Origin of the sequence: Rhizobium album (genome assembly GCF_003122325.1) — a bacterium.
GTDB lineage: Bacteria > Pseudomonadota > Alphaproteobacteria > Rhizobiales > Rhizobiaceae > Metarhizobium > Metarhizobium album.
This window is the reverse complement of record NZ_QFBC01000011.1, coordinates 149,376-167,715: the sequence shown is the minus strand read 5'-3', so window position 1 is coordinate 167,715 and position 18,340 is coordinate 149,376. Positions and strand designations below refer to the sequence as shown.

19 protein-coding genes are annotated in these 18,340 nt (G+C 62.8%); 11 read left to right on the top strand and 8 right to left on the bottom strand.

The window, feature by feature from the left end; all coding sequences use genetic code 11:
• Positions 1-5 precede the first annotated feature (5 nt).
• The 7 genes from DEM27_RS21645 to DEM27_RS21615 form a co-directional block, all read right to left on the bottom strand.
• Positions 6-1,013, bottom strand: a complete 1,008-nt coding sequence (locus DEM27_RS21645; protein WP_109460329.1) for a dihydroxyacetone kinase subunit DhaK — start codon at positions 1,011-1,013, stop codon at positions 6-8.
• Positions 1,014-1,031: 18 nt separating this feature from the next.
• The gene (locus DEM27_RS21640; protein ID WP_109460328.1) at positions 1,032-1,211 is read right to left on the bottom strand and encodes a hypothetical protein; all 180 of its coding nucleotides are present in this window, start codon (positions 1,209-1,211) and stop codon (positions 1,032-1,034) included.
• Positions 1,208-2,317, bottom strand: coding sequence for an ABC transporter ATP-binding protein (locus DEM27_RS21635; protein ID WP_109460327.1), 1,110 nt, complete (start codon positions 2,315-2,317; stop codon positions 1,208-1,210). Before DEM27_RS21635 ends, DEM27_RS21640 begins: the two co-directional genes overlap by 4 nt.
• The gene (locus DEM27_RS21630) at positions 2,314-3,405 is read right to left on the bottom strand and encodes an ABC transporter ATP-binding protein (protein WP_109460326.1); all 1,092 of its coding nucleotides are present in this window, start codon (positions 3,403-3,405) and stop codon (positions 2,314-2,316) included. The genes DEM27_RS21635 and DEM27_RS21630 overlap by 4 nt, the downstream gene beginning before the upstream one ends.
• Before the next feature lie 4 nt (positions 3,406-3,409).
• A complete protein-coding gene (locus DEM27_RS21625; RefSeq protein ID WP_109460325.1) occupies positions 3,410-4,315 on the bottom strand; it encodes a carbohydrate ABC transporter permease in 906 nt (301 codons plus the stop codon).
• Between the two features lie 3 nt (positions 4,316-4,318).
• A complete protein-coding gene (locus tag DEM27_RS21620) occupies positions 4,319-5,191 on the bottom strand; it encodes a carbohydrate ABC transporter permease (RefSeq protein WP_109460324.1) in 873 nt (290 codons plus the stop codon).
• 141 nt (positions 5,192-5,332) lie between these two features.
• Positions 5,333-6,748, bottom strand: coding sequence for an ABC transporter substrate-binding protein (locus DEM27_RS21615; RefSeq protein ID WP_109460323.1), 1,416 nt, complete (start codon positions 6,746-6,748; stop codon positions 5,333-5,335).
• A gap of 359 nt (positions 6,749-7,107) precedes the next feature.
• On the opposite strand from DEM27_RS21615, the gene DEM27_RS21610 reads away from it, so the two are divergent.
• The 11 genes from DEM27_RS21610 (at position 7,108) to DEM27_RS21565 (ending at position 17,694) form a co-directional block, all read left to right on the top strand.
• Positions 7,108-7,896: a DeoR/GlpR family DNA-binding transcription regulator gene (locus DEM27_RS21610; protein ID WP_165823524.1), complete on the top strand. Its 789-nt coding sequence runs from the start codon at positions 7,108-7,110 to the stop codon at positions 7,894-7,896.
• A gap of 292 nt (positions 7,897-8,188) precedes the next feature.
• Complete coding sequence (kdpF, locus tag DEM27_RS21605; RefSeq protein WP_109460321.1) at positions 8,189-8,278, top strand: K(+)-transporting ATPase subunit F; 90 nt, start codon at positions 8,189-8,191, stop codon at positions 8,276-8,278.
• 33 nt (positions 8,279-8,311) lie between these two features.
• A complete protein-coding gene (kdpA, locus tag DEM27_RS21600; protein ID WP_109460320.1) occupies positions 8,312-10,015 on the top strand; it encodes a potassium-transporting ATPase subunit KdpA in 1,704 nt (567 codons plus the stop codon).
• 8 nt (positions 10,016-10,023) lie between these two features.
• Entirely contained in the window at positions 10,024-10,173 is a 150-nt protein-coding gene (locus tag DEM27_RS34090) for a hypothetical protein (protein WP_165823523.1), read from the top strand.
• 42 nt (positions 10,174-10,215) lie between these two features.
• Entirely contained in the window at positions 10,216-12,303 is a 2,088-nt protein-coding gene (kdpB, locus tag DEM27_RS21595; RefSeq protein ID WP_109460319.1) for a potassium-transporting ATPase subunit KdpB, read from the top strand.
• Positions 12,304-12,315: 12 nt separating this feature from the next.
• Positions 12,316-12,882 (top strand): potassium-transporting ATPase subunit KdpC, encoded by a 567-nt coding sequence (gene kdpC / locus DEM27_RS21590; protein ID WP_109460318.1) that lies wholly within the window; start codon positions 12,316-12,318, stop codon positions 12,880-12,882.
• 60 nt (positions 12,883-12,942) lie between these two features.
• Positions 12,943-15,648, top strand: coding sequence for a sensor histidine kinase (locus DEM27_RS21585; protein ID WP_109460317.1), 2,706 nt, complete (start codon positions 12,943-12,945; stop codon positions 15,646-15,648).
• Positions 15,645-16,334, top strand: a complete 690-nt coding sequence (locus tag DEM27_RS21580; protein WP_109460316.1) for a response regulator transcription factor — start codon at positions 15,645-15,647, stop codon at positions 16,332-16,334. Before DEM27_RS21585 ends, DEM27_RS21580 begins: the two co-directional genes overlap by 4 nt.
• A gap of 68 nt (positions 16,335-16,402) precedes the next feature.
• Positions 16,403-16,678 (top strand): AbrB/MazE/SpoVT family DNA-binding domain-containing protein, encoded by a 276-nt coding sequence (locus DEM27_RS21575; RefSeq protein ID WP_109460315.1) that lies wholly within the window; start codon positions 16,403-16,405, stop codon positions 16,676-16,678.
• On the top strand, positions 16,675-17,073 hold the full coding sequence (locus tag DEM27_RS21570; RefSeq protein WP_109460314.1) for a type II toxin-antitoxin system VapC family toxin: 399 nt from the start codon (positions 16,675-16,677) through the stop codon (positions 17,071-17,073). The genes DEM27_RS21575 and DEM27_RS21570 overlap by 4 nt, the downstream gene beginning before the upstream one ends.
• A gap of 141 nt (positions 17,074-17,214) precedes the next feature.
• Positions 17,215-17,694, top strand: coding sequence for a carboxymuconolactone decarboxylase family protein (locus tag DEM27_RS21565; RefSeq protein WP_109460313.1), 480 nt, complete (start codon positions 17,215-17,217; stop codon positions 17,692-17,694).
• A gap of 95 nt (positions 17,695-17,789) precedes the next feature.
• Here the strand turns inward: DEM27_RS21565 and DEM27_RS21560 are convergent, their stop codons facing one another.
• The gene (locus DEM27_RS21560) at positions 17,790-18,278 is read right to left on the bottom strand and encodes an RrF2 family transcriptional regulator (RefSeq protein WP_109460385.1); all 489 of its coding nucleotides are present in this window, start codon (positions 18,276-18,278) and stop codon (positions 17,790-17,792) included.
• Between the last annotated feature and the right edge of the window lie 62 nt (positions 18,279-18,340).

Below are 18,340 nucleotides of genomic sequence, written 5' to 3'. Positions count from 1 at the left end.
CGCCCTCACATCCGCGAATAGCCGAGGGATTCGGCCGGCATGTCGAGATAGCGCTTCAGCTCGTCGTCCAGCTTCATCAGCGTCACCGAGAAACCGGCCATCTCCTGCACCGTCAGCCAGGTGCCGACATCGGTGCGGTGCACCTTGATGCCGCGCTCGTCGAGGATCTGGCGGATACGGCGGTTGACGATCAGCATTTCCATCATCGTCGTGGCACCGAGGTTGTTGATCAGCAGCGCCACCTCGTCACCGCTTTGGAAGGGCAGGTCGTTGAGGATCTTGTCCATCAGCTGGTCGGCGACGGCATCGGCCGGCAGCAGCTTCTGGCGCGAGACACCGGCCTCGCCATGCGCACCCATGCCGATCTCGATCTCGTCGTCGGCCAGTTCGAAGGTCGGCTTGCCGGTTTCCGGGATCGACCCCGCCGAGACCGCGACACCGATCGAGCGGACATTGTCACCGGCCTTCTCGACGACGCGGACGACATCGTCCAGCGTCTCCAGTTCCGAAGCCGCCCCGCCGGCGATCTTGATCATCAGGAGGTCGCCGGCAATGCCGCGCCGGTCGTATTTCCGTTCGGGTGGCGCAGCCGCCACGTCGTCGGCGATCCTCACCGTGCGGACCTCGATATCCTCGTCTTCCAGCAGCTCGGCGGCCATGTCGAAGTTCATCGTGTCGCCGGCATAGTTGCCGTAGAGGAAGAGTACGCCCTTGCCGCGGTGCACTGCCTTGGCGGCGGCGACGATGATGTCGGGCGAAGGGGCCGCAAACACCTGGCCGCAGGCGGCGCCATCGCCCATGTTCCTGCCGACGAAGCCGTGGAACAGCGGCTCGTGGCCGCTGCCGCCGCCGATCAGCACGGCCACCTTGCTCTCCGGCAGGTCGGTGCGCACGATGGCCGCGTGGCCCGGCACGCGGGCAATGCGGCCGTCATTGGCGAGCACCAGCCCGTCCAGCATTTCCGCCACCACCTTTTTCGGATCGTTGATGATTTTCTTAGCCGCCTTGGCCATGCGGTCCTCCTCCCAAATCTAGTTTTGCCGGTCCGGAACGTGGTCCAGCACCATGAACAGAATGACGCCGGCAAGCAGCACCGGGAAGCCCAGTACGAAAAGATCATGCGTGAACGGCTGGCAGAGCATCGCGAAACCGCCAAGGATCAGAGCGCTTGCGAAGCGGTAGAACCAGGTGAGCAATGAAACCTTCTTCATGCCCTTTCCTCCGTATGTGCCTGCGACAGCCGGTTTCCGCTCGCCGCATCGAAGAGGAAGGCGGCGCCATCGAGGATGCGGAAGGCGCAGGCATCGTTCTGCTTCATCTCGACGCCGTGCGGCAGCACCTTGCGGAAGGCGCCGTAGGCGCCGTTGATCTGCACCGCCCGCTCGAAACCCCGGTTGTCGACGGCATAGATGCGGCCTTCGCTGGTATTGGCCGTTGCCGGCGACACCACCTCGATATCCTCCGGCCAGGCGCCCACCAGAACGGTGCCGGTCCGAGGCCCAAGCCCGCCGAAATCGGCAAGCGGAATGCGCTGGCCGTTGCCGGTGATGCGGACGGCATCACCATCGACATGCGCTTCAAAAAACGCCATGGCGGGACTGCCGATCAGCTTGCCGACGAAGACATTGGCCGGTCGCGCATAGATTTCGGCAATCGTGCCGGCCTGCAGCACCACGCCGCCATCGACGATGCCGATGCGGTCGGCAACCGCGATGGCACCGTGATAGTCGTGGGTGGCGTAAAACATCGTCGAGCGGTACTGGCGATGGATCTGCCGCAACTCGGCCCGCAAGCCCTCGCGCAGCTTCAGATCAAGCGCCGACAACGGTTCGTCGAGCAGGAAGAGCTTTGGACGCCGCACCAGTGCGCGGGCAATCGCGACGCGTTGCCGCTCGCCACCGGACAGCGTATCGACATCACGGTCCAGCAGATGCGAGATGCGCAACAGTTCTGCGGTGCGGCCGATGCGCGCCTTGATCTCGTCCTCGGACTCCCGGAACGTCGGCGAGCGTAGTGCAAAGGCGATGTTGTCCTTGACGTCGAGCACCGGCAGCAGGTTGAAACCTTCGAAGACAATGGCGACATCGCGGCCGGCGGGGTCGATATCGGTGACATCGCGGCCACCGAGATGCACGCGGCCGGAGTCAAGGCTGATCAGGCCGGCGGTTGCCAGAAGCGTCGAACTCTTGCCGGCGCCGGTGGGACCCAGCAGGGCAAAGATCTCGTTGTCGGCGATGGTGAGATCCAGCCCCCTCAGGGCCGGCTTGCCGCGATAGGACTTTCGCAGTCCTTCGAGTTTGAGCATCGGGCCGGTCATGCGGAAACCTCCGGTGCGGCGCGGCGGCCGGTCTCGGTATCGAAGAACAGGAACCCTTCGGGCGCAAAACGCACCCGGCCGGTTGACCCGACCGTCTTGCGTTTGTCGACGCCCTGATGGATCTGGTCGCCAAGGTGAAAGGTGAAGAACCGTTCGCGGCCGACCGAAAACACATCGTCGACGGCGATATCCAGCGACGGTCCCTGGTGATCGTCATCCACCAGCTCGACATTCAGCGGCCGGATGCCGAGTTTCAGCGGCCGGCGGCTGTTCATCGCCCATACCGGCAGCCCGTCGCGCTCCGGCGACAGGTGCACGCCGCTCGCGCCCAGCGTGAGGCCGCCTTCCGCAGGGCGGAGATCGATCAGGTTCATGCTGGGCGAACCGATGAACTGGCCGGCGAACATATTGACGGGATTGTAGAAAATCTGGTCCGCCTCGCCGACCTGGACGATCCGGCCATCGCTCATCAGTACGATGCGGTCGGCGAGCGACATCGCCTCGCGCTGATCATGGGTGACGTAGATCGTCGTGACACCAAGCTGGCGTTGCAGGTGGCCGAGTTCCCAGCGCATCTCTTCGCGGAACTGTTCGTCGATGGCCGACAGCGGTTCGTCGAGCAGCAGTACGGCGGGATCGCGGATGACGGCGCGCGCCAGCGCCACCTTCTGCCGCGCGCCGGGCGGCAAGGCGCCGGGATAACGGTCGAGATCGTCGCCGAGCTTGAAGACCTCGGTCACCCAGTCGAGCTTTCGGGCGATCTCCGCCTTCGCCACGCCGCGTGCCTTCAGCGGGAAGACGATATTCTGGCGGATCTTCAGGTGCGGATACAGCGAGACGAACTGGAAGACCATGGCGATGTTGCGTTCGCTGGCCGACAGGTCGTTGACGCGCTTGCCGTCGAACAGGATGTCGCCGGAGGTTGCCTTTACGAGACCGGCGATGGAGCGCAGCGTCGTCGTCTTGCCGCAGCCGGAAGGGCCAAGATAGACCACGAACTCGCCGTCCTTCACGATGAGATCGACATTGTCGACCGCCTTGAACGAACCGAATTCGATGTTGAGGTTCTTGAGCTTTATTTCTGCCATGCTCTCAATACCTCTCGCCCATCTTGTTGAGGTGCCGCACCAGGATCATCGACAGGCCGATGATGATGACGAGCAGCACGACAGCGAGCGCCGAGGCCTCTCCCGTGTAAAAATAGCTGAATGCGGTCTTGGCGACGGCAAACGAGACGGTTTCCGTGCTCGATCCCGGCCCACCGCCGGTCAGCGCGAAAAACAGGTCGTATTGTTTAAAGCTGTCGATCAGCCGCAGGATGAGCGCGATGAACAGCACCGGCGCCGACATCGGCAGGGTGATGCGGAAGAAGGTGTAGGCCGGGCTTGCGCCGTCCACTTCCGCCGCCTCGTAGATCGTCTCGGGGATACCGCGGAAGGCGGCCGTCGCCAGAAGCACGATGAACGGCGTCCACATCCAGGTGTCGGCGGCAGCGGCGGCAAAGAGGGCAGCCGTCGTCTGCCCAAGCCAATCGACCTTGCCGAGGCCGATCACGGTCAGCAGGTAATTGATGACGCCCCATTCGGAATTGAACATATAGCGCCAGAGGAAACCGACCACGACCGGCGACATCATCATCGGCAGCATCAGCGCCGTGAACAGCAGGTCGCGGCCGCGAAAATTCTTCTGCAGCTGGTAGCCGATGAAGATGCCGATCAGCATCTGGGCGCTGACGCACAGCGCCACGAACTCGCCGGTGAAGACGAAGCGCTCCCACAGTTCCGGGTCGCCGAGCAGGAATTCGTAGTTGCCGAGCCCGACCGGCTTCATGCCCGCCGCCGGCCTGAGCGCCGAGAAATTGAAGAAGCTGTAATAGACCAGCGAGAAGATCGGATAGGCGACCATGAAGAGCAGGATGGCGAGCGACGGCGACAGGAAGCCGAGGATCATCAGCCGGCCGGAGGAACGCTTGCGGTTGGAGGCGTCGATTTGTGTCATGGCCTATCTCCGTCCCAGCACGCCGAAGGTCATCCCCATCAGGAGATGCTTGCGGATGAGGTAGAAGAAGATCAACACCGGGATGATCAGCACGACGCCGGCAGCGCAGATCTGCGTCCATTCGATGCCGGTGGCACCCGATGCGGCGGAAATCTTCACCGGCAGCGTCTTTGCCTTCGTGGTTGTCAGGATCGAGGCGAAGGCGAATTCGTTCCAGGCGAAGATGAAGCAGAAGCCGGCCGTGGCGGCGATGCCGCCCTTCACCATCGGCAACACCAGATGCAGGAAGGCGTACATTCTGGTATAACCGTTGACGATGGCGATCTGCTCCACCTCCTGCGGCACGCCGTCGAAGAAACCCTTCATGATCCAGGTCGCAAGCCCGATATTGGCGAAGATCGCCACCAGAATCAGGCCGAAACGCGTATCGGCGAGGCCGAGTTCGGCAAACATCAGGTGATAGAAGACCAGCACTGCCACCGGCGGCAGCATGCGGGTCGACAGCACGAAGAACATGAAATCGCCCTTGCCGGAAAAATTGAAGCGCGAGCAGACGTAACCGGCGAGCGTGCCGAGGAAGACGGCGAGCGCCGTGCCGACCGTGGAGACGATCACCGAATTGACCAGCGATTCAAAGACGCCGAAGGCCGAGGCGCTGTCCTTTGCGGACCCCACGCCGAAGACGCTCTCGTATCCGGACAGATCAGGCGTGAAAAAGATCTTCGGCGGCATGGTGAAAAGGTCCATGCGGCTTTTGAACGAGGATATCAGCAGCCAGAAGATCGGGCCGAGATTGTAGATGGTATAGAGGATCAGGAGACCGATGAAGAGCCATCGCGCGGCTAGATCGATCCCCGTGGTTCTGGAACGTGACATGGTTCATCCCCGCCGTCGCGGCTGGTCGGCAATCGGAATTTTCGGTGCCGGGATGCGCGGCTGTCATGCCGCGCATCCCGTGTCTTTCGCCGGCTGTCTTGGGAGACGAAAAATCTTGCAGGCCGGCGACAACCGCCGCGGTCAATTCACCACGACGACCTCGTCGACGCCGACCGGCGAGATCTTCTGGTCCGGCACCTCCGGCGTGCTGTCGCCACGCTTGATGTCGTAACCGGCGCGCTGCAGCGTCCGCTCGTGTTTCTCGGCAGCGTCCGAAAGCGCCTGCTGCACCGTCTTCGTGCCGGAAACGGCATTGCTGACCTCTTCCTGCAGCTGGTCCAGCAGAACCGGATATTCCGGCAGGTGCCAATAGTCGTTGAGGTAGGCGAGCGCGGTGGAGAACTGCCGGTTATAGGAGTTCAGGCCCTGCCATTCGGCGCTTTCGAGTACGGCCTTCAGGCCGGTTTGGCACACCTTGGCATACCGCGCCTGCTGTTCCGGCTGGAAGTACCATTCCATGAACTTGGTCAGCTCGGGCAGCTTCTTGGAATACTTATTGATACCCATGCCCTGGCCACCGACCGAGAACTGGCGGCGGAACTTCTTGTCGCGGCCGACGGCGCCTGGCAGCACGCCGAAAGCGGTCTTATCCGCGAACTTGCTGACCTTCGGATCGGCGTTCGAACCGTTGAAGTAGAACCATTGCATGGCCATGGCGAGCTGGCCCTGCTGGAATGCGGCGTTGACTTCGTCAAAACCCCAGTTGCCGCTGCCGGGAGGGCCGAACTTGAACATGTCGACATAGGCCTGCACGCCGTCGACCGAGGCCGGGCTGTCGAGATACCCCTTCACCTCGAAGGTTTGCGGGTTGTAGAGCTCGCCGCCGAACGACCAGAGGAACGAGTTGGAGGCCGTCGTCGCGAAATCGTATTCGCGGCCGCCCATCTGGCCCCAGCCGTAGAGGTCCTGATCGGGACGGGTGAAGAACTCGGCGATGTCGCGGGCCTGCTGGTAGGTCTGCGGCACGGCGAGGTCGTAGCCGTATTTCGCCTTGAAGGCGTCCTTTTCCTTCGGGTCCTCGAACAGGTCCTTGCGGTACATCAGGCCGTAGGCGTCCTGGTTGGCCGGCAGGCCGTAATATTCGCCGGAGCCGTCAGGATATTCGCCGTAACGCGACAGCGAGGCCGGCGGGAAGATATCCGCCTTCAGGTAGCTCGACTTGTCGAAGATCTCGTTGATCTTGACGGCATGGCCGCCGCCGGCAAATTCCGCCGTCGACTGGCTGTCCCACATCGCGAAGTCGAAGGCATCGCCCTTGATGGCGAATTCGGACGCGATCTTGTTATGCCATTCGGGACCGTAAGGCACCAGTGCCGGCACGATCTTCACGGTCTTGTCGGGGTAATCCTTGGCGATATCCATCAGCGCGTCGGCACAGGTGCCGGCATGCCAGACGAAGGTCAGCGTGGTATCGGCGCGCGCCGCCGATGAGACACCGAGGGCCGCGCAGATGGCAATCGCGGACGTCACGGCGCTCGAAAGCGTCTTCTTCAACATGGTTCTCCTCCCACAGGTTTGAAGCCAAGGGCGGCACTCCTTCTCCCACGCCGTCCCGGACGATCGAAACCTAGCTCCGTTTTCTATATATATCAATATATAATGTTAAATATCATTCAATTTTGTTAGTTTTTGTCGATTTCACTGTCAGATTTGTTAAGCTATCAATCACTGAAAACGCATGTGCGAGAGGGAATTTACGATGAAAATATGATGAAAATCGGCAAATTTCTATAATTCTTGCCCTCTCCATTTTGATAGTTTTTGCAATGCACATGTGAAATTATGATATTTTAACATTCCTATTTCCGTCGCTGAAAAACGGTGCTATGAACCCCCTAGGCAGGAAGGAACAGCGCATGGATCTGCAGGACGACGGATTGGGAAGCTCGAAGACGGAGCGGCGGCGGTCGGAGATCATGCGGCTGCTGCTCGAAACCGGCACCGCCCAGATCAAGGACCTGGCGCAGGCGATGGATGTCAGCCTGATGACCATCCACCGCGACCTGAACGACCTGCAGGACCAGGGCCTGGTGCGGCGCATCCGCGGTGCGGTCTCGGCGGAAAAGTCGATGCTGGTCGAGAGCAACTATATCTACCGCGCCCGCCAGCATGTCGATGAAAAGCGGCGGCTGGCGCGGGCGGCCGTCAATCACGTCGAGCCCGGCAACGCCGTCATCTGGGACGACAGTTCCACCACCTTCCACGTCTGCGACTTCATCGAGCAGGTGACGCCGGTGACGGTGATCACCAATGCCCTGCCGGTGATGGAGCGGCTGCGGGAGACGACGGATGTCGAACTGATCGGTCTCGGCGGCAAGTTCCACCGCCGTTACAACGGCTTCTTCGGCCTGGCCTGCGAAAACATGATCAAGACCTTCCACGTCGATGTTGCGCTCCTGTCGACCACCACCATCCAGGGCGGTTCCCTTTATACGCAGGACGAAGAAGTGGTGCGCACCAAGCAGTCGATGATGGCGATTGCCCGCAAGAAGATCCTGCTGGTCGACGAGAGCAAGTTCCATTTCTCGGCGCTGAACTATGTGGCCGACGTCGCCGCCTTCGACGTCGTGCTGATCTCGCGTAATGTCTCGCCGGAAATCCTGACGCAGATGCGCCAAGCCCGCGCGCGGCTGGAACTCGTCTGACTCCGCCGGAATTCCTATAGGATTCTTATATCTTTCCTCCTGACGCTCACTCGAACCTATATGCGGTTTGGGCGCATTCTCTGTCTCGAGATACGGCAAAAGCCGTCTCCAAGCCAGAAAGAACGAAAAGCGCCGTTTCTTCCGAACGGCACCTTTCCTCTTGTCTGACTCCAGGAAACCCAGGGAGTCAAATCAATGATGGATATCATTCTACTTGCCACGACGGCGGCATTCTTTGCGCTGTGCCTTGCCTATGCACGCCTGTGCGACCGGCTGTGAGCGGAGGCCTGCGATGATCTTCGATTATCTCCTGAGCGGAGCCGTCACCGTGCTGCTCGCCCTCTACCTGACCTATGCGCTCGTTCGCCCCGACCGTTTCTGACATCGAAACGACGGATATCGAAAGTTTGAACTCATGACCCTTAACGGATGGCTTCAGATCCTGGTTTTCTGCGGGATCGTCCTCGTGCTCGTCAAGCCGCTCGGCGCCTATATGACGCGCGTCTTTTCCGGCGAGCGCACCTTTCTGTCTCCGCTTCTCGTTCCCATCGAACGAGGACTGTATGCCGTTGCCGGCACCAGTGAACGGGAAGAGCAGCACTGGACGTCCTATGCCTTCGCGCTGCTGCTGTTCAACCTGTTCGGCATGCTTCTCCTCTATGCCCTGCTCCGGTTCCAGGACATCCTGCCACTCAATCCGGCCGGCATGGCCGCCGTCGGCCCCGAGCTTTCCTTCAACACCGCGGCAAGCTTCGTCGCCAACACCAACTGGCAGAATTACGGCGGCGAAAGCACCCTATCCTATCTCAGCCAGATGGCCGGGCTGACGGTGCAGAACTTCCTGTCTGCCGCCACCGGCATGGCGATCGCCGTGGCCCTCATCCGCGCCTTTTCGCGCGCCTCCGGCAAGGCGATCGGCAATTTCTGGGTCGACATGACCCGCGCCACGCTCTACGTGCTGCTGCCCGCCTGCATCGTGCTGACGCTGGTCTATGTCTGGCTCGGCGTGCCGCAGACGCTCAGTGCCTCTATCGAGGCGACGACGCTGGAAGGCGCCCGGCAGACGATCGCGGTCGGCCCCGTCGCCTCGCAGCTCGCCATCAAGATGCTCGGCACCAATGGCGGCGGCTTCTTCAACGCCAACTCCGCCCATCCGTTCGAAAATCCGGATGCGATCTCCAACTTGATCCAGATGGTATCGATCTTCGCCATCGGCGCAGCCTTCACCAACGTCTTCGGCCGCATGGTCGGCAACCAGCGTCAGGGCTGGGCGGTCCTCGCCGCGATGGGTTTCCTGTTCGTCGCCGGCGTCGCCGTCACCTACTGGGCGGAAGCCGCCGGCAACCCGTTGATGCATGCCTTCGGCCTCGAAGGCGGCAACATGGAAGGTAAGGAAGTCCGCTTCGGCATCTCGGCGTCGGCCCTCTTCGCCATCGTCACCACGGCTGCCTCCTGCGGCGCCGTCAACGCCATGCATGGCAGCTTCACGGCGCTCGGTGGCCTTATTCCGCTGATCAACATGCAGCTCGGCGAGGTCATCATCGGCGGCGTCGGCGCCGGTTTCTACGGCATCGTGCTGTTCATCATCGTCGCCGTCTTCGTGGCCGGCCTGATGGTCGGCCGCACACCGGAATATCTCGGCAAGAAGATCGAGGCGAAAGAGATGAAGATGGCTATCCTCGCCATCCTCTGCCTGCCGCTCGCCATGCTGATCTTCACGGCGGTTGCCACCGTGCTGCCGTCTGCGGTCGCCTCCATCGGCACCGCCGGTCCGCACGGTTTCTCCGAGATCCTCTACGCCTACACCTCGGCGGCCGCCAACAACGGCTCGGCCTTCGGTGGCCTGACCGGCAATACGCCCTGGTACAACGTCACGCTCGGCCTCGCCATGCTGATGGGTCGCTTCCTGGTCATCATCCCGGCACTCGCCATCGCCGGCTCGCTGGTCGCCAAGAAGACGGTTCCGGCCTCGGCGGGCACGTTCCCCACCGACGGTCCGCTGTTCGTCGGCCTGCTCGTCGGCACGATCCTGATCGTCGGCGGCCTCACCTTCATGCCGGCACTCGCCCTCGGCCCCGTCGTCGAGCATCTGGTGATGATCGCCGGCCAGACGTTTTGAGGTGGACCATGCGCGACAACAGGTTTCGACAGGCTCGTTCAGGCGCTCCGGGTAACCGGGGCGCAACAGCCGGCAGGCTGCATGCCTCGACCATCATCCTTCTCGCCATGGTCGCCATGCTGGCTGTCCTTGGCGCAATCAAGATCATTCTGGGCTGATCGGCCAACCGGTCGCCCTCTCTTTCACCACTGGAGCTTCTTATGAGCCAGTTAAAATCTGCGAGCATCCTGGATTCTCGCATTCTCATCCCGGCCGTGGGTGCAGCTTTCACCAAGCTCAATCCCCGCACGCTTGCCCGCAACCCCGTCATGTTCGTCGTGGCGACGGTCTCGGTCCTGACGACCGTGCTCTTCATTCGCGACCTGGTGGCCGGCAGCGGCAATCTCGGCTTCTCCCTGCAGATCAACATCTGGCTGTGGTTCACCGTACTCTTCGCCAATTTCGCCGAGGCCGTCGCTGAAGGCCGCGGCAAGGCCCAGGCGGATTCGCTGCGCAAGACACGCACCGAAACCCAGGCCAAGCTTCTGGCCGGCACGGACCGCAGCCAGTACAAGATGGTGCCGGGCACCAGCCTCAAGGTCAACGACGTCGTCCTCGTCGAGGCCGGCGAGATCATCCCCTCCGACGGCGAGGTGATCGAGGGTGTCGCCTCCGTCAACGAAGCGGCGATAACAGGTGAATCCGCCCCGGTGATCCGCGAATCCGGTGGCGACCGCTCGGCCGTCACCGGCGGTACGCAGGTGTTGTCCGACTGGATCCGCGTGCGCATCACCGCCGCAGCCGGCTCCACCTTCCTCGATCGCATGATTTCGCTCGTCGAAGGGGCGGAACGCCAGAAGACGCCGAACGAGATCGCGCTGAACATCCTGCTTGCCGGCATGACGCTGATCTTCGTGCTCGCCACGGCGACGATCCCGAGCTTTGCCGCCTATGCCGGCGGCTCGATCCCGATCATCGTGCTCGTCGCCCTGTTCGTGACGCTCATCCCGACGACGATCGGTGCGCTGCTGTCGGCCATCGGTATCGCCGGCATGGACCGCCTCGTGCGCTTCAACGTGCTCGCCATGTCCGGCCGCGCGGTGGAAGCCGCCGGCGACGTCGACACGCTGCTGCTCGACAAGACCGGCACGATCACGCTCGGCAACCGCCAGGCGACGGAATTCCGCCCGGCGCGCGGCGTGACCGCGCAGGACCTCGCCGATGCCGCCCAGCTTGCTTCGCTCGCCGACGAGACGCCGGAAGGCCGCTCCGTCGTCGTGCTGGCCAAGGAAAAATACGGCATCCGCGCCCGCGACATGCAGAGCCTGCAGGCGAGCTTCGTGCCGTTTACCGCCCAGACCCGCATGAGCGGCGTCGATCTCGATGGCTCCTCCATCCGCAAGGGCGCGGTCGATGCCATCCTCGCTTATGTCAGCGGCGACCCGATGCCCGCCGCGGGCAACGTCGCCGTGGCGCAGAAAGCCGAAACCGAAGAGATCCGCGAACTGCGCGGCATTGCCGAAGACATCGCCAAGGCCGGCGGCACGCCGCTCGCCGTCGCCCGTGACGACAAGCTGCTCGGCGTCATCCAGTTGAAGGATATCGTCAAGGGCGGCATTCGCGAACGCTTCGCCGAGTTGCGCCGCATGGGCATCCGCACCGTGATGATCACCGGCGACAACCCGATGACGGCCGCCGCCATCGCCGCCGAGGCGGGTGTCGACGATTTCCTCGCCCAGGCGACACCGGAAAACAAGCTGCAGCTGATCCGCGAGGAACAGGCCAAGGGCAAGCTCGTCGCCATGTGCGGCGACGGCACCAACGACGCGCCGGCACTCGCCCAGGCCGATGTCGGCGTCGCCATGAACACCGGCACCGTGGCCGCCCGCGAAGCCGGCAACATGGTCGACCTCGATTCGGACCCGACGAAACTCATCGAGATCGTCGAGATCGGCAAGCAACTGTTGATGACCCGCGGCGCGCTGACGACCTTTTCGATCGCCAACGACATCGCCAAATATTTCGCCATCATCCCGGCGATGTTCCTGGCCTTCTATCCGCAGCTCGGCGTGCTCAACATCATGGGTCTCGCCACGCCGGAAAGCGCCATCCTCTCGGCGATCATCTTCAACGCGCTGATCATCATCGCGCTGATCCCGCTGTCGCTCAAAGGCGTGAAATACCGGGCCGTCGGCGCCGGTGCGCTCCTGTCGCGCAACCTGCTCGTCTACGGCCTCGGCGGCATCATCGTTCCCTTCATCGGCATCAAGGCGATCGACGTCGTCATCACGACGCTCGGCCTCGCATAAGGAGTAGAAACAATGCTCAAGCAACTTCGCCCCGCCATCGTCCTGCTCCTCGCCACGACGGCGATCACCGGCCTCATCTATCCTCTGGGCATGACCGGAATCGCCCAGGCGCTTCTGCCGGCGCAGGCCAATGGCAGCCTGGTGGAAAAGGACGGGCAGGTGGTCGGCTCAAGCCTCATCGGCCAGGTCTTCACCGGCGACCGGTATTTCCACGGCCGCCCCTCGGCAGCCGGCGACGGCTACAATGCGGCCGCCTCGTCCGGTTCCAACCTCGGCCCGACCAGCCGGAAGCTGATCGACCGCGTCAGGAGCGACTACGAGGCCGCCAGGGCGAACAATCCGAATGCCACGGTTCCGGTCGACCTGGTGACGGCATCGGGCAGCGGCCTCGATCCGCATATCTCGCCGGACGCCGCCTATTTCCAGGTCGCCCGCGTCGCCAAGGCGCGGGGCATGGATGAGGCAGCGGTCCGCGCCCTTGTCGACCGGCATGTCGAGGCCCGCGAGCTCGGCTTCCTCGGCGAACCCGTGGTCAACGTGCTCGCCATCAACATGGCCCTTGACGCGCCGCGTTCGTGAACCGAAATGACCTATGGTTCCACACGGAAGCCATGGCACCCCCTCTTGTAGGCGCTTGCGATGCCTGACGACAGCAGAGAGACAAACAGCCGGCCGTCCCCCGATGCCCTTCTCGAAAACGCCGAGCGCGAAACGAGCGGCAGGCTGAAGATTTTTCTCGGCGCGGCACCGGGTGTCGGCAAGACCTACGAGATGCTGATGTCCGGCCGGGCGCGGCTGGCGGACGGCATCGACGTGGTGATCGGCGTCGTCGAAACGCACGGGCGCCGGGAAACGGAAGCGCTGACGGACGGCTTCGAGATCATCCCGCGCAAGATGATCGATTACCATGGTCATTCTCTCGACGAGATGGACCTCGACGCCATCCTGCAGCGCCGCCCGGCGCTGGTGCTGGTCGACGAACTGGCGCATACCAATGCCGCCGGCAGCCGCCATCCCAAACGGTTCATGGACGTGCAGGAAATCCTCGACCATGGGATCGACGTCTATACGACGCTGAACATCCAGCACGTCGAGAGCCTCAACGACGTCGTGGCGCAGATCACCCGCATCCGCGTGCGCGAAACGGTGCCGGATTCGATCATCGACCGCGCCGACGACGTCGAGATCATCGACATAACCCCCGACGACCTGATCAAGCGGCTTCAGGACGGCAAGGTCTACATGCCGCGGACGGCCAAGCGGGCAATCGAGAACTATTTTTCCCGCGGAAACCTGACGGCGCTCCGGGAGCTTGCCCTCCGGCGCACCGCCCAGCGGGTCGACGAGCAACTGCTCAATCACATGCAATCGCATGCCATCGCCGGGCCGTGGGCTGCCGGAGACCGGGTGCTGCTGTGCCTCGATCATGGCCCGAACGGCGCCGCGCTGGTGCGCTATGCCCGCCGGCAGGCGGATCGGCTGCGGGCGCCCTGGACCGCCCTGCACCTGGATACGCCACGCTCGCTGCAGCTCTCCGAAGCCGACAAGGACCGGCTGGCCGACAGCATGCGGCTCGCCCAGCAGCTCGGCGGCGAAACCGTGACGCTGCCGGCGCTCGACCTGACCCGCGAGATCATCACCTACGCCAACGCCAACAATTTCACCCATGTCATCATCGGGCGTCCCAGGAGATCGTGGTGGCGGCGGCTGTTGCAGCGGTCGCTGACGCATGAGCTTATCGACCATGCCGGCGATATCAGCGTCCACGTCATTTCCGGCCACAGCAAGGACCAGGATCCGCGTCAAAGCGTAAGACCGGCGGCCGGGCCGCCGCGGCAGCGTTTGCTGCCCTATCTCAAGAGCCTCGCCTTCGTCGGGCTGGCGATCGTCGCCGGTGTCGTTCTCGACCAGGCGCTCGATGTCCGCAACCTGGCGCTGGTGTTTCTCATGGCCGTGCTGGCCGCCGCCGTGCGCGGCGGACTGGGACCGGCCTTGTTCGCCTCGCTGCTCGGCGCCTTCTCCTTCAACTTCTTCTTCCTGGAGCCGCGCTACACGCTCACCGTCCGCGATGCGGAAAGCCTCGTGGCGCTGCTCTTCTACCTCGGCGTCGCACTGGTCGCTTCCAACCTGACGGCGGCGGTACAGCGGCAGGCGGCGGCGGCGCGCGCCAGGGCACGGACCACCGAAGATCTTTATCTTTTCTCGAAAAAGCTGGCCGGCACCGGCACGATGGACGACGTGTTGTGGGCGACGGCATTCCATATCGCCTCGATGCTGAAGGTCAAGGTCGTCATCCTGCTGCCGGAAGGCGATACCATCGCTGTCAAGGCCGGTTATCCGCCGGACGATACGCTTGCGAATGCCGATATCGCCGCTGCCCATTGGGCGTGGGATCACAACCGACCGGCCGGGCGCGGGGCGGACACGCTACCCGGTGCCGCTCGCCTCTATCTGCCCCTGCGCACCGGCAGCGGCGCCATCGGCGTCGTCGGGCTCTCCAACGACAAGCAGGGTCCGCTGCTGACGCCGGAACAGCAGCGCCTCTTCACGGCGCTGGCGGACCAGGCTGCCCTGGCGATCGAGCGTATCCAGCTCGTCTCCGACGTGGAAAAGGCAAAACTCACCGCCGAGACGGACCGCCTGCGCACCGCGCTTCTGACCTCGATCTCGCATGACCTGAAAACACCGCTCGCCGCCATCATGGGTTCCGCCGGCACGCTGAAGGATTTTGCCGACGACATTCCCGTCGATGCCCGCAACGACCTGCTGTCGACGATCATCGAGGAGTCCGAGCGGCTGAACCGTTTCATTTCGAACCTGCTGGACATGACGCGCATCGGCTCCGGCGCCATGGAACCGAACTATGGTCTCCACTTCGTCGGCGACATCGTCGGGACGGCACTGGCACGCGCCGCAAAAATTACCGGCGGACACCGGATGGACCTCGCCATACCCTCCGACCTGCCGATGCTGAAAGTCGATCCGGTTCTTTTCGAGCAGGTCCTGTTCAATCTCATCGACAATGCCGCCAAATATTCGCCGGCGACGACGCCGATCGGCATCCGCGTCTGGCTGCAGAGCGGCAGTGTCTTTCTCTCCGTTTCCGACGAGGGGCCGGGCATTCCGCCCGATGATCTGGAGCGGATCTTCGACAGCTTCTACCGGGTGCGCAAAACGGATCATGTGCATGCCGGCACCGGCCTCGGCCTGTCGATCTGCCGCGGCTTCGTCGAAGCCATGGGCGGATCGATCCGTGCCGGCAACCGGACGGACCATCAAGGCGCCGTCTTCACGATCCGGATGCCGGTCCCGCCGGTTCCGCCTGTGCTTGGAGATCAGGAATGACCAACTCAACCGTCCGCATTCTGATCGTCGACGACGAACCGCCGATCCGCAGGCTGCTGCGTGTCGGATTGTCGACACAGGACTACGCCGTCAGCGAAGCGATGAATGCCAAGGTGGCGATACAGCTCCTCGCAGACGACAAGCCGGACCTGGTGATCCTCGACCTCGGCCTGCCGGACATATCGGGCCACGACCTGCTCGCCAGATGGCGGGGGGAAGGCGTGACGCTGCCGATCGTCATCCTGTCCAGCCGCACCGACGAGACGGGCATCGTCAAGGCCCTGGAACTCGGCGCCGACGACTACATCACCAAACCTTTCGGCATGAACGAACTCGTCGCCCGCATCCGCGTCGCCCTCAGGCACCGGTTGCAGACGCAAGGGGAGAAGCCGGTGTTCCAGACCGGTGACCTCTCCGTCGATCTCGTCCGGCGCATCGTCAAGGTCGAAGGCAAGGAAGTGAAACTTTCGCCGAAGGAATACGACATCCTGCGTGTTCTGGTGCAGCATGCCGGCAAGGTGCTGACCCACCGCTTTCTGCTGGAGCAGGTCTGGGACGGCCTGACCGACGTGCAATATCTGCGCGTCTACGTGCGCCAGCTTCGCCAGAAGATCGAGAAGGCGCCGGACCAGCCGCGCTACATCCTGACGGAAACAGGTGTCGGCTACAGGCTGCAGGACAGCTGAAGCGGTTCGGGTTCGCCTTGAAAATAATGCAATCTTGCATTACTTGTTCGACAGCTGGAGACGAGATCATGACGACATTGACGGTCACGACAAGGGGTCAGGTCACCTTTCGAAAAGATGTGCTCAAGCACCTGGGAATTCAGCCCGGCGACAAGATCCGGCTCGACCTTCTTCCCGATGGCCGCGCCGTACTCAGGGCCGACCAGCCGCAAGGGTCCTGGCATGAGCTGCAGGGTTTCCTGAAAGGCAAGACCAATGGCGCCCAGCTCTCCATCGAGGAGATCAACGACGCGATCGCCGAGGCCGGCGCGGCGTCCGGCATGCGCGGACTTGCGGATACGTGAAGGTCAATCTCGACACCAACATCTTGCTGCGCCTGATCGTCGGCGACGACGAGGCGCAGCAGAAAAGTGCGCTCGACGTTCTCGAAGCGGCGGAAACGGTGGCGATCAGCGTTCATGCTCTCTGTGAGTTCTCATGGGTGCTGGATCGACATTACGGTGCGCCGCGCGGCGACATCGCCGCGGCGATCCGCGGCATCCTGAGCATCCGCAATGTCGTTGCCAACCGGCCGGCGATCGAGGCCGGGCTCTCCGTTCTCGAAGCGGGCGGCGACTTCGCAGACGGCGTCATCGCCTTCGACGGAAAATGGCTTGGGGCGGAAACCTTCGTCTCGTTCGACAAGAAGGCCGTCAAACGCCTGGCCGCACAAGGTTTCGACACCCTTCTTCCCTCATAGCCGCGCGCCGGCCGTTTTCTTCCGGGTGGGCTCGCCACCGGCCAAAGACGCGACATTCAAAAGGTCGCTTGACGTCATTTTAATTACGGATATTTTATATCCATAAGGATAAATGATATCCTCAATTAAAGGAGCAAAGACATGAGCCGCCGCCTCGATTATGCCGCCCAATCTCCCGACCTGTTCCAGAAGCTCGTCGACCTGTCGCTGGCGATGAAGAAGGGTTCGATCGAAAAGAGCCTGATCCCTCTGGTGGAAATCCGCGCTTCGCAGCTGAATGGCTGTGGCTTCTGCCTCGACATGCATGTCAAGCAGGCACGGCTGCAGGGCGAGCGCGAACTGCGGCTGCACCATGTCGCCGTCTGGCGGGAATCGCCTCTTTTCAGCGACCGGGAGCGGGCCGCCTTCGCCTGGACCGAGGCCTTGACGCGCATCGCGCCAGAAGGTGTCTCCGACGAGGTCTATGAGGTGGTGCGCAGCCAGTTTTCCGACAAGGAGATCGCCGACCTGACATTCGTGGTGATGACGATCAATGCCTGGAACCGCGCCGGCGTCGCCTTCCGCGCCGTTCCCGGCTCCCTCGACAAAGCCTACGGCCTCGACAAGGTGGACCTCAACTGACAGACAGGCCGGGCGGCATCGCCCGCACCGCATCGGCAGCGTCAAGGACCTGTCCAGCCACATGCCGGACGGGTCCTTGACGGTTTGCCTCGCTCTCATCCGGCGCGCTTGAGAACCCATTGCGCCGTGCTTGCCAGTTGATCGGCCGGCACATCGACCTGCAAGGTGTCGAGAAGATCGGCAAGCGTGGCAGCCGACAGGGTGTCGCGCCAGGCCTTGTCGGCCTGCCACATCACGCGGGCGACCGCGCAGGGCTTGACGTCGCAGAAATCCTTCGGCCGACAGGGATTGTTGGCCCTGATATTGTTGCAGATGAAGGTTCTTTCCTTGCCTTCCACGGCCTCGACGATCTCGAGGAAGGTGATATCGGCCGGTTTTCGCGCCAGGCGATAGCCGCCCGTCGGTCCAAGCGTGGTATGGACGAGACCGGCCTGCGACAGGGCCTGGAGCGCCTTCGAAAGATACTCCTTGGGAACGCCGTGGAATTCCGCCAGGGCCTTGGTCGACAGATATTTGTCCGCCGGCAGCGCGCACAGGATCGCGCAGCAATGAAGCGCCCATTCGACTTGGCTCTTGAGGTTCACGTCCGTCTCCGGCATTCAGGGATATCAGATATCCTTAATATGCCTCCTATAGGCGGTGCAAG

Bases quoted from the DNA above. Each gene is read 5' to 3' on its own strand.
- DEM27_RS21625 (WP_109460325.1), bottom strand. From the start codon at position 4,315: ATGACACAAATCGACGCCTCCAACCGCAAGCGTTCCTCCGGCCGGCTG.
- kdpA (WP_109460320.1), top strand. From the start codon at position 8,312: ATGACCCTTAACGGATGGCTTCAGATCCTGGTTTTCTGCGGGATCGTC.
- DEM27_RS21585 (WP_109460317.1), top strand. From the start codon at position 12,943: ATGCCTGACGACAGCAGAGAGACAAACAGCCGGCCGTCCCCCGATGCC.
- DEM27_RS21580 (WP_109460316.1), top strand. From the start codon at position 15,645: ATGACCAACTCAACCGTCCGCATTCTGATCGTCGACGACGAACCGCCG.
- DEM27_RS21645 (WP_109460329.1), bottom strand. From the start codon at position 1,013: ATGGCCAAGGCGGCTAAGAAAATCATCAACGATCCGAAAAAGGTGGTG.
- DEM27_RS21630 (WP_109460326.1), bottom strand. From the start codon at position 3,405: ATGGCAGAAATAAAGCTCAAGAACCTCAACATCGAATTCGGTTCGTTC.
- DEM27_RS21575 (WP_109460315.1), top strand. From the start codon at position 16,403: ATGACGACATTGACGGTCACGACAAGGGGTCAGGTCACCTTTCGAAAA.
- kdpF (WP_109460321.1), top strand. From the start codon at position 8,189: ATGATCTTCGATTATCTCCTGAGCGGAGCCGTCACCGTGCTGCTCGCC.
- kdpC (WP_109460318.1), top strand. From the start codon at position 12,316: ATGCTCAAGCAACTTCGCCCCGCCATCGTCCTGCTCCTCGCCACGACG.
- DEM27_RS21640 (WP_109460328.1), bottom strand. From the start codon at position 1,211: ATGAAGAAGGTTTCATTGCTCACCTGGTTCTACCGCTTCGCAAGCGCT.
- DEM27_RS21615 (WP_109460323.1), bottom strand. From the start codon at position 6,748: ATGTTGAAGAAGACGCTTTCGAGCGCCGTGACGTCCGCGATTGCCATC.
- DEM27_RS34090 (WP_165823523.1), top strand. From the start codon at position 10,024: ATGCGCGACAACAGGTTTCGACAGGCTCGTTCAGGCGCTCCGGGTAAC.
- DEM27_RS21610 (WP_165823524.1), top strand. From the start codon at position 7,108: ATGGATCTGCAGGACGACGGATTGGGAAGCTCGAAGACGGAGCGGCGG.
- kdpB (WP_109460319.1), top strand. From the start codon at position 10,216: ATGAGCCAGTTAAAATCTGCGAGCATCCTGGATTCTCGCATTCTCATC.
- DEM27_RS21620 (WP_109460324.1), bottom strand. From the start codon at position 5,191: ATGTCACGTTCCAGAACCACGGGGATCGATCTAGCCGCGCGATGGCTC.
- DEM27_RS21635 (WP_109460327.1), bottom strand. From the start codon at position 2,317: ATGACCGGCCCGATGCTCAAACTCGAAGGACTGCGAAAGTCCTATCGC.
- DEM27_RS21565 (WP_109460313.1), top strand. From the start codon at position 17,215: ATGAGCCGCCGCCTCGATTATGCCGCCCAATCTCCCGACCTGTTCCAG.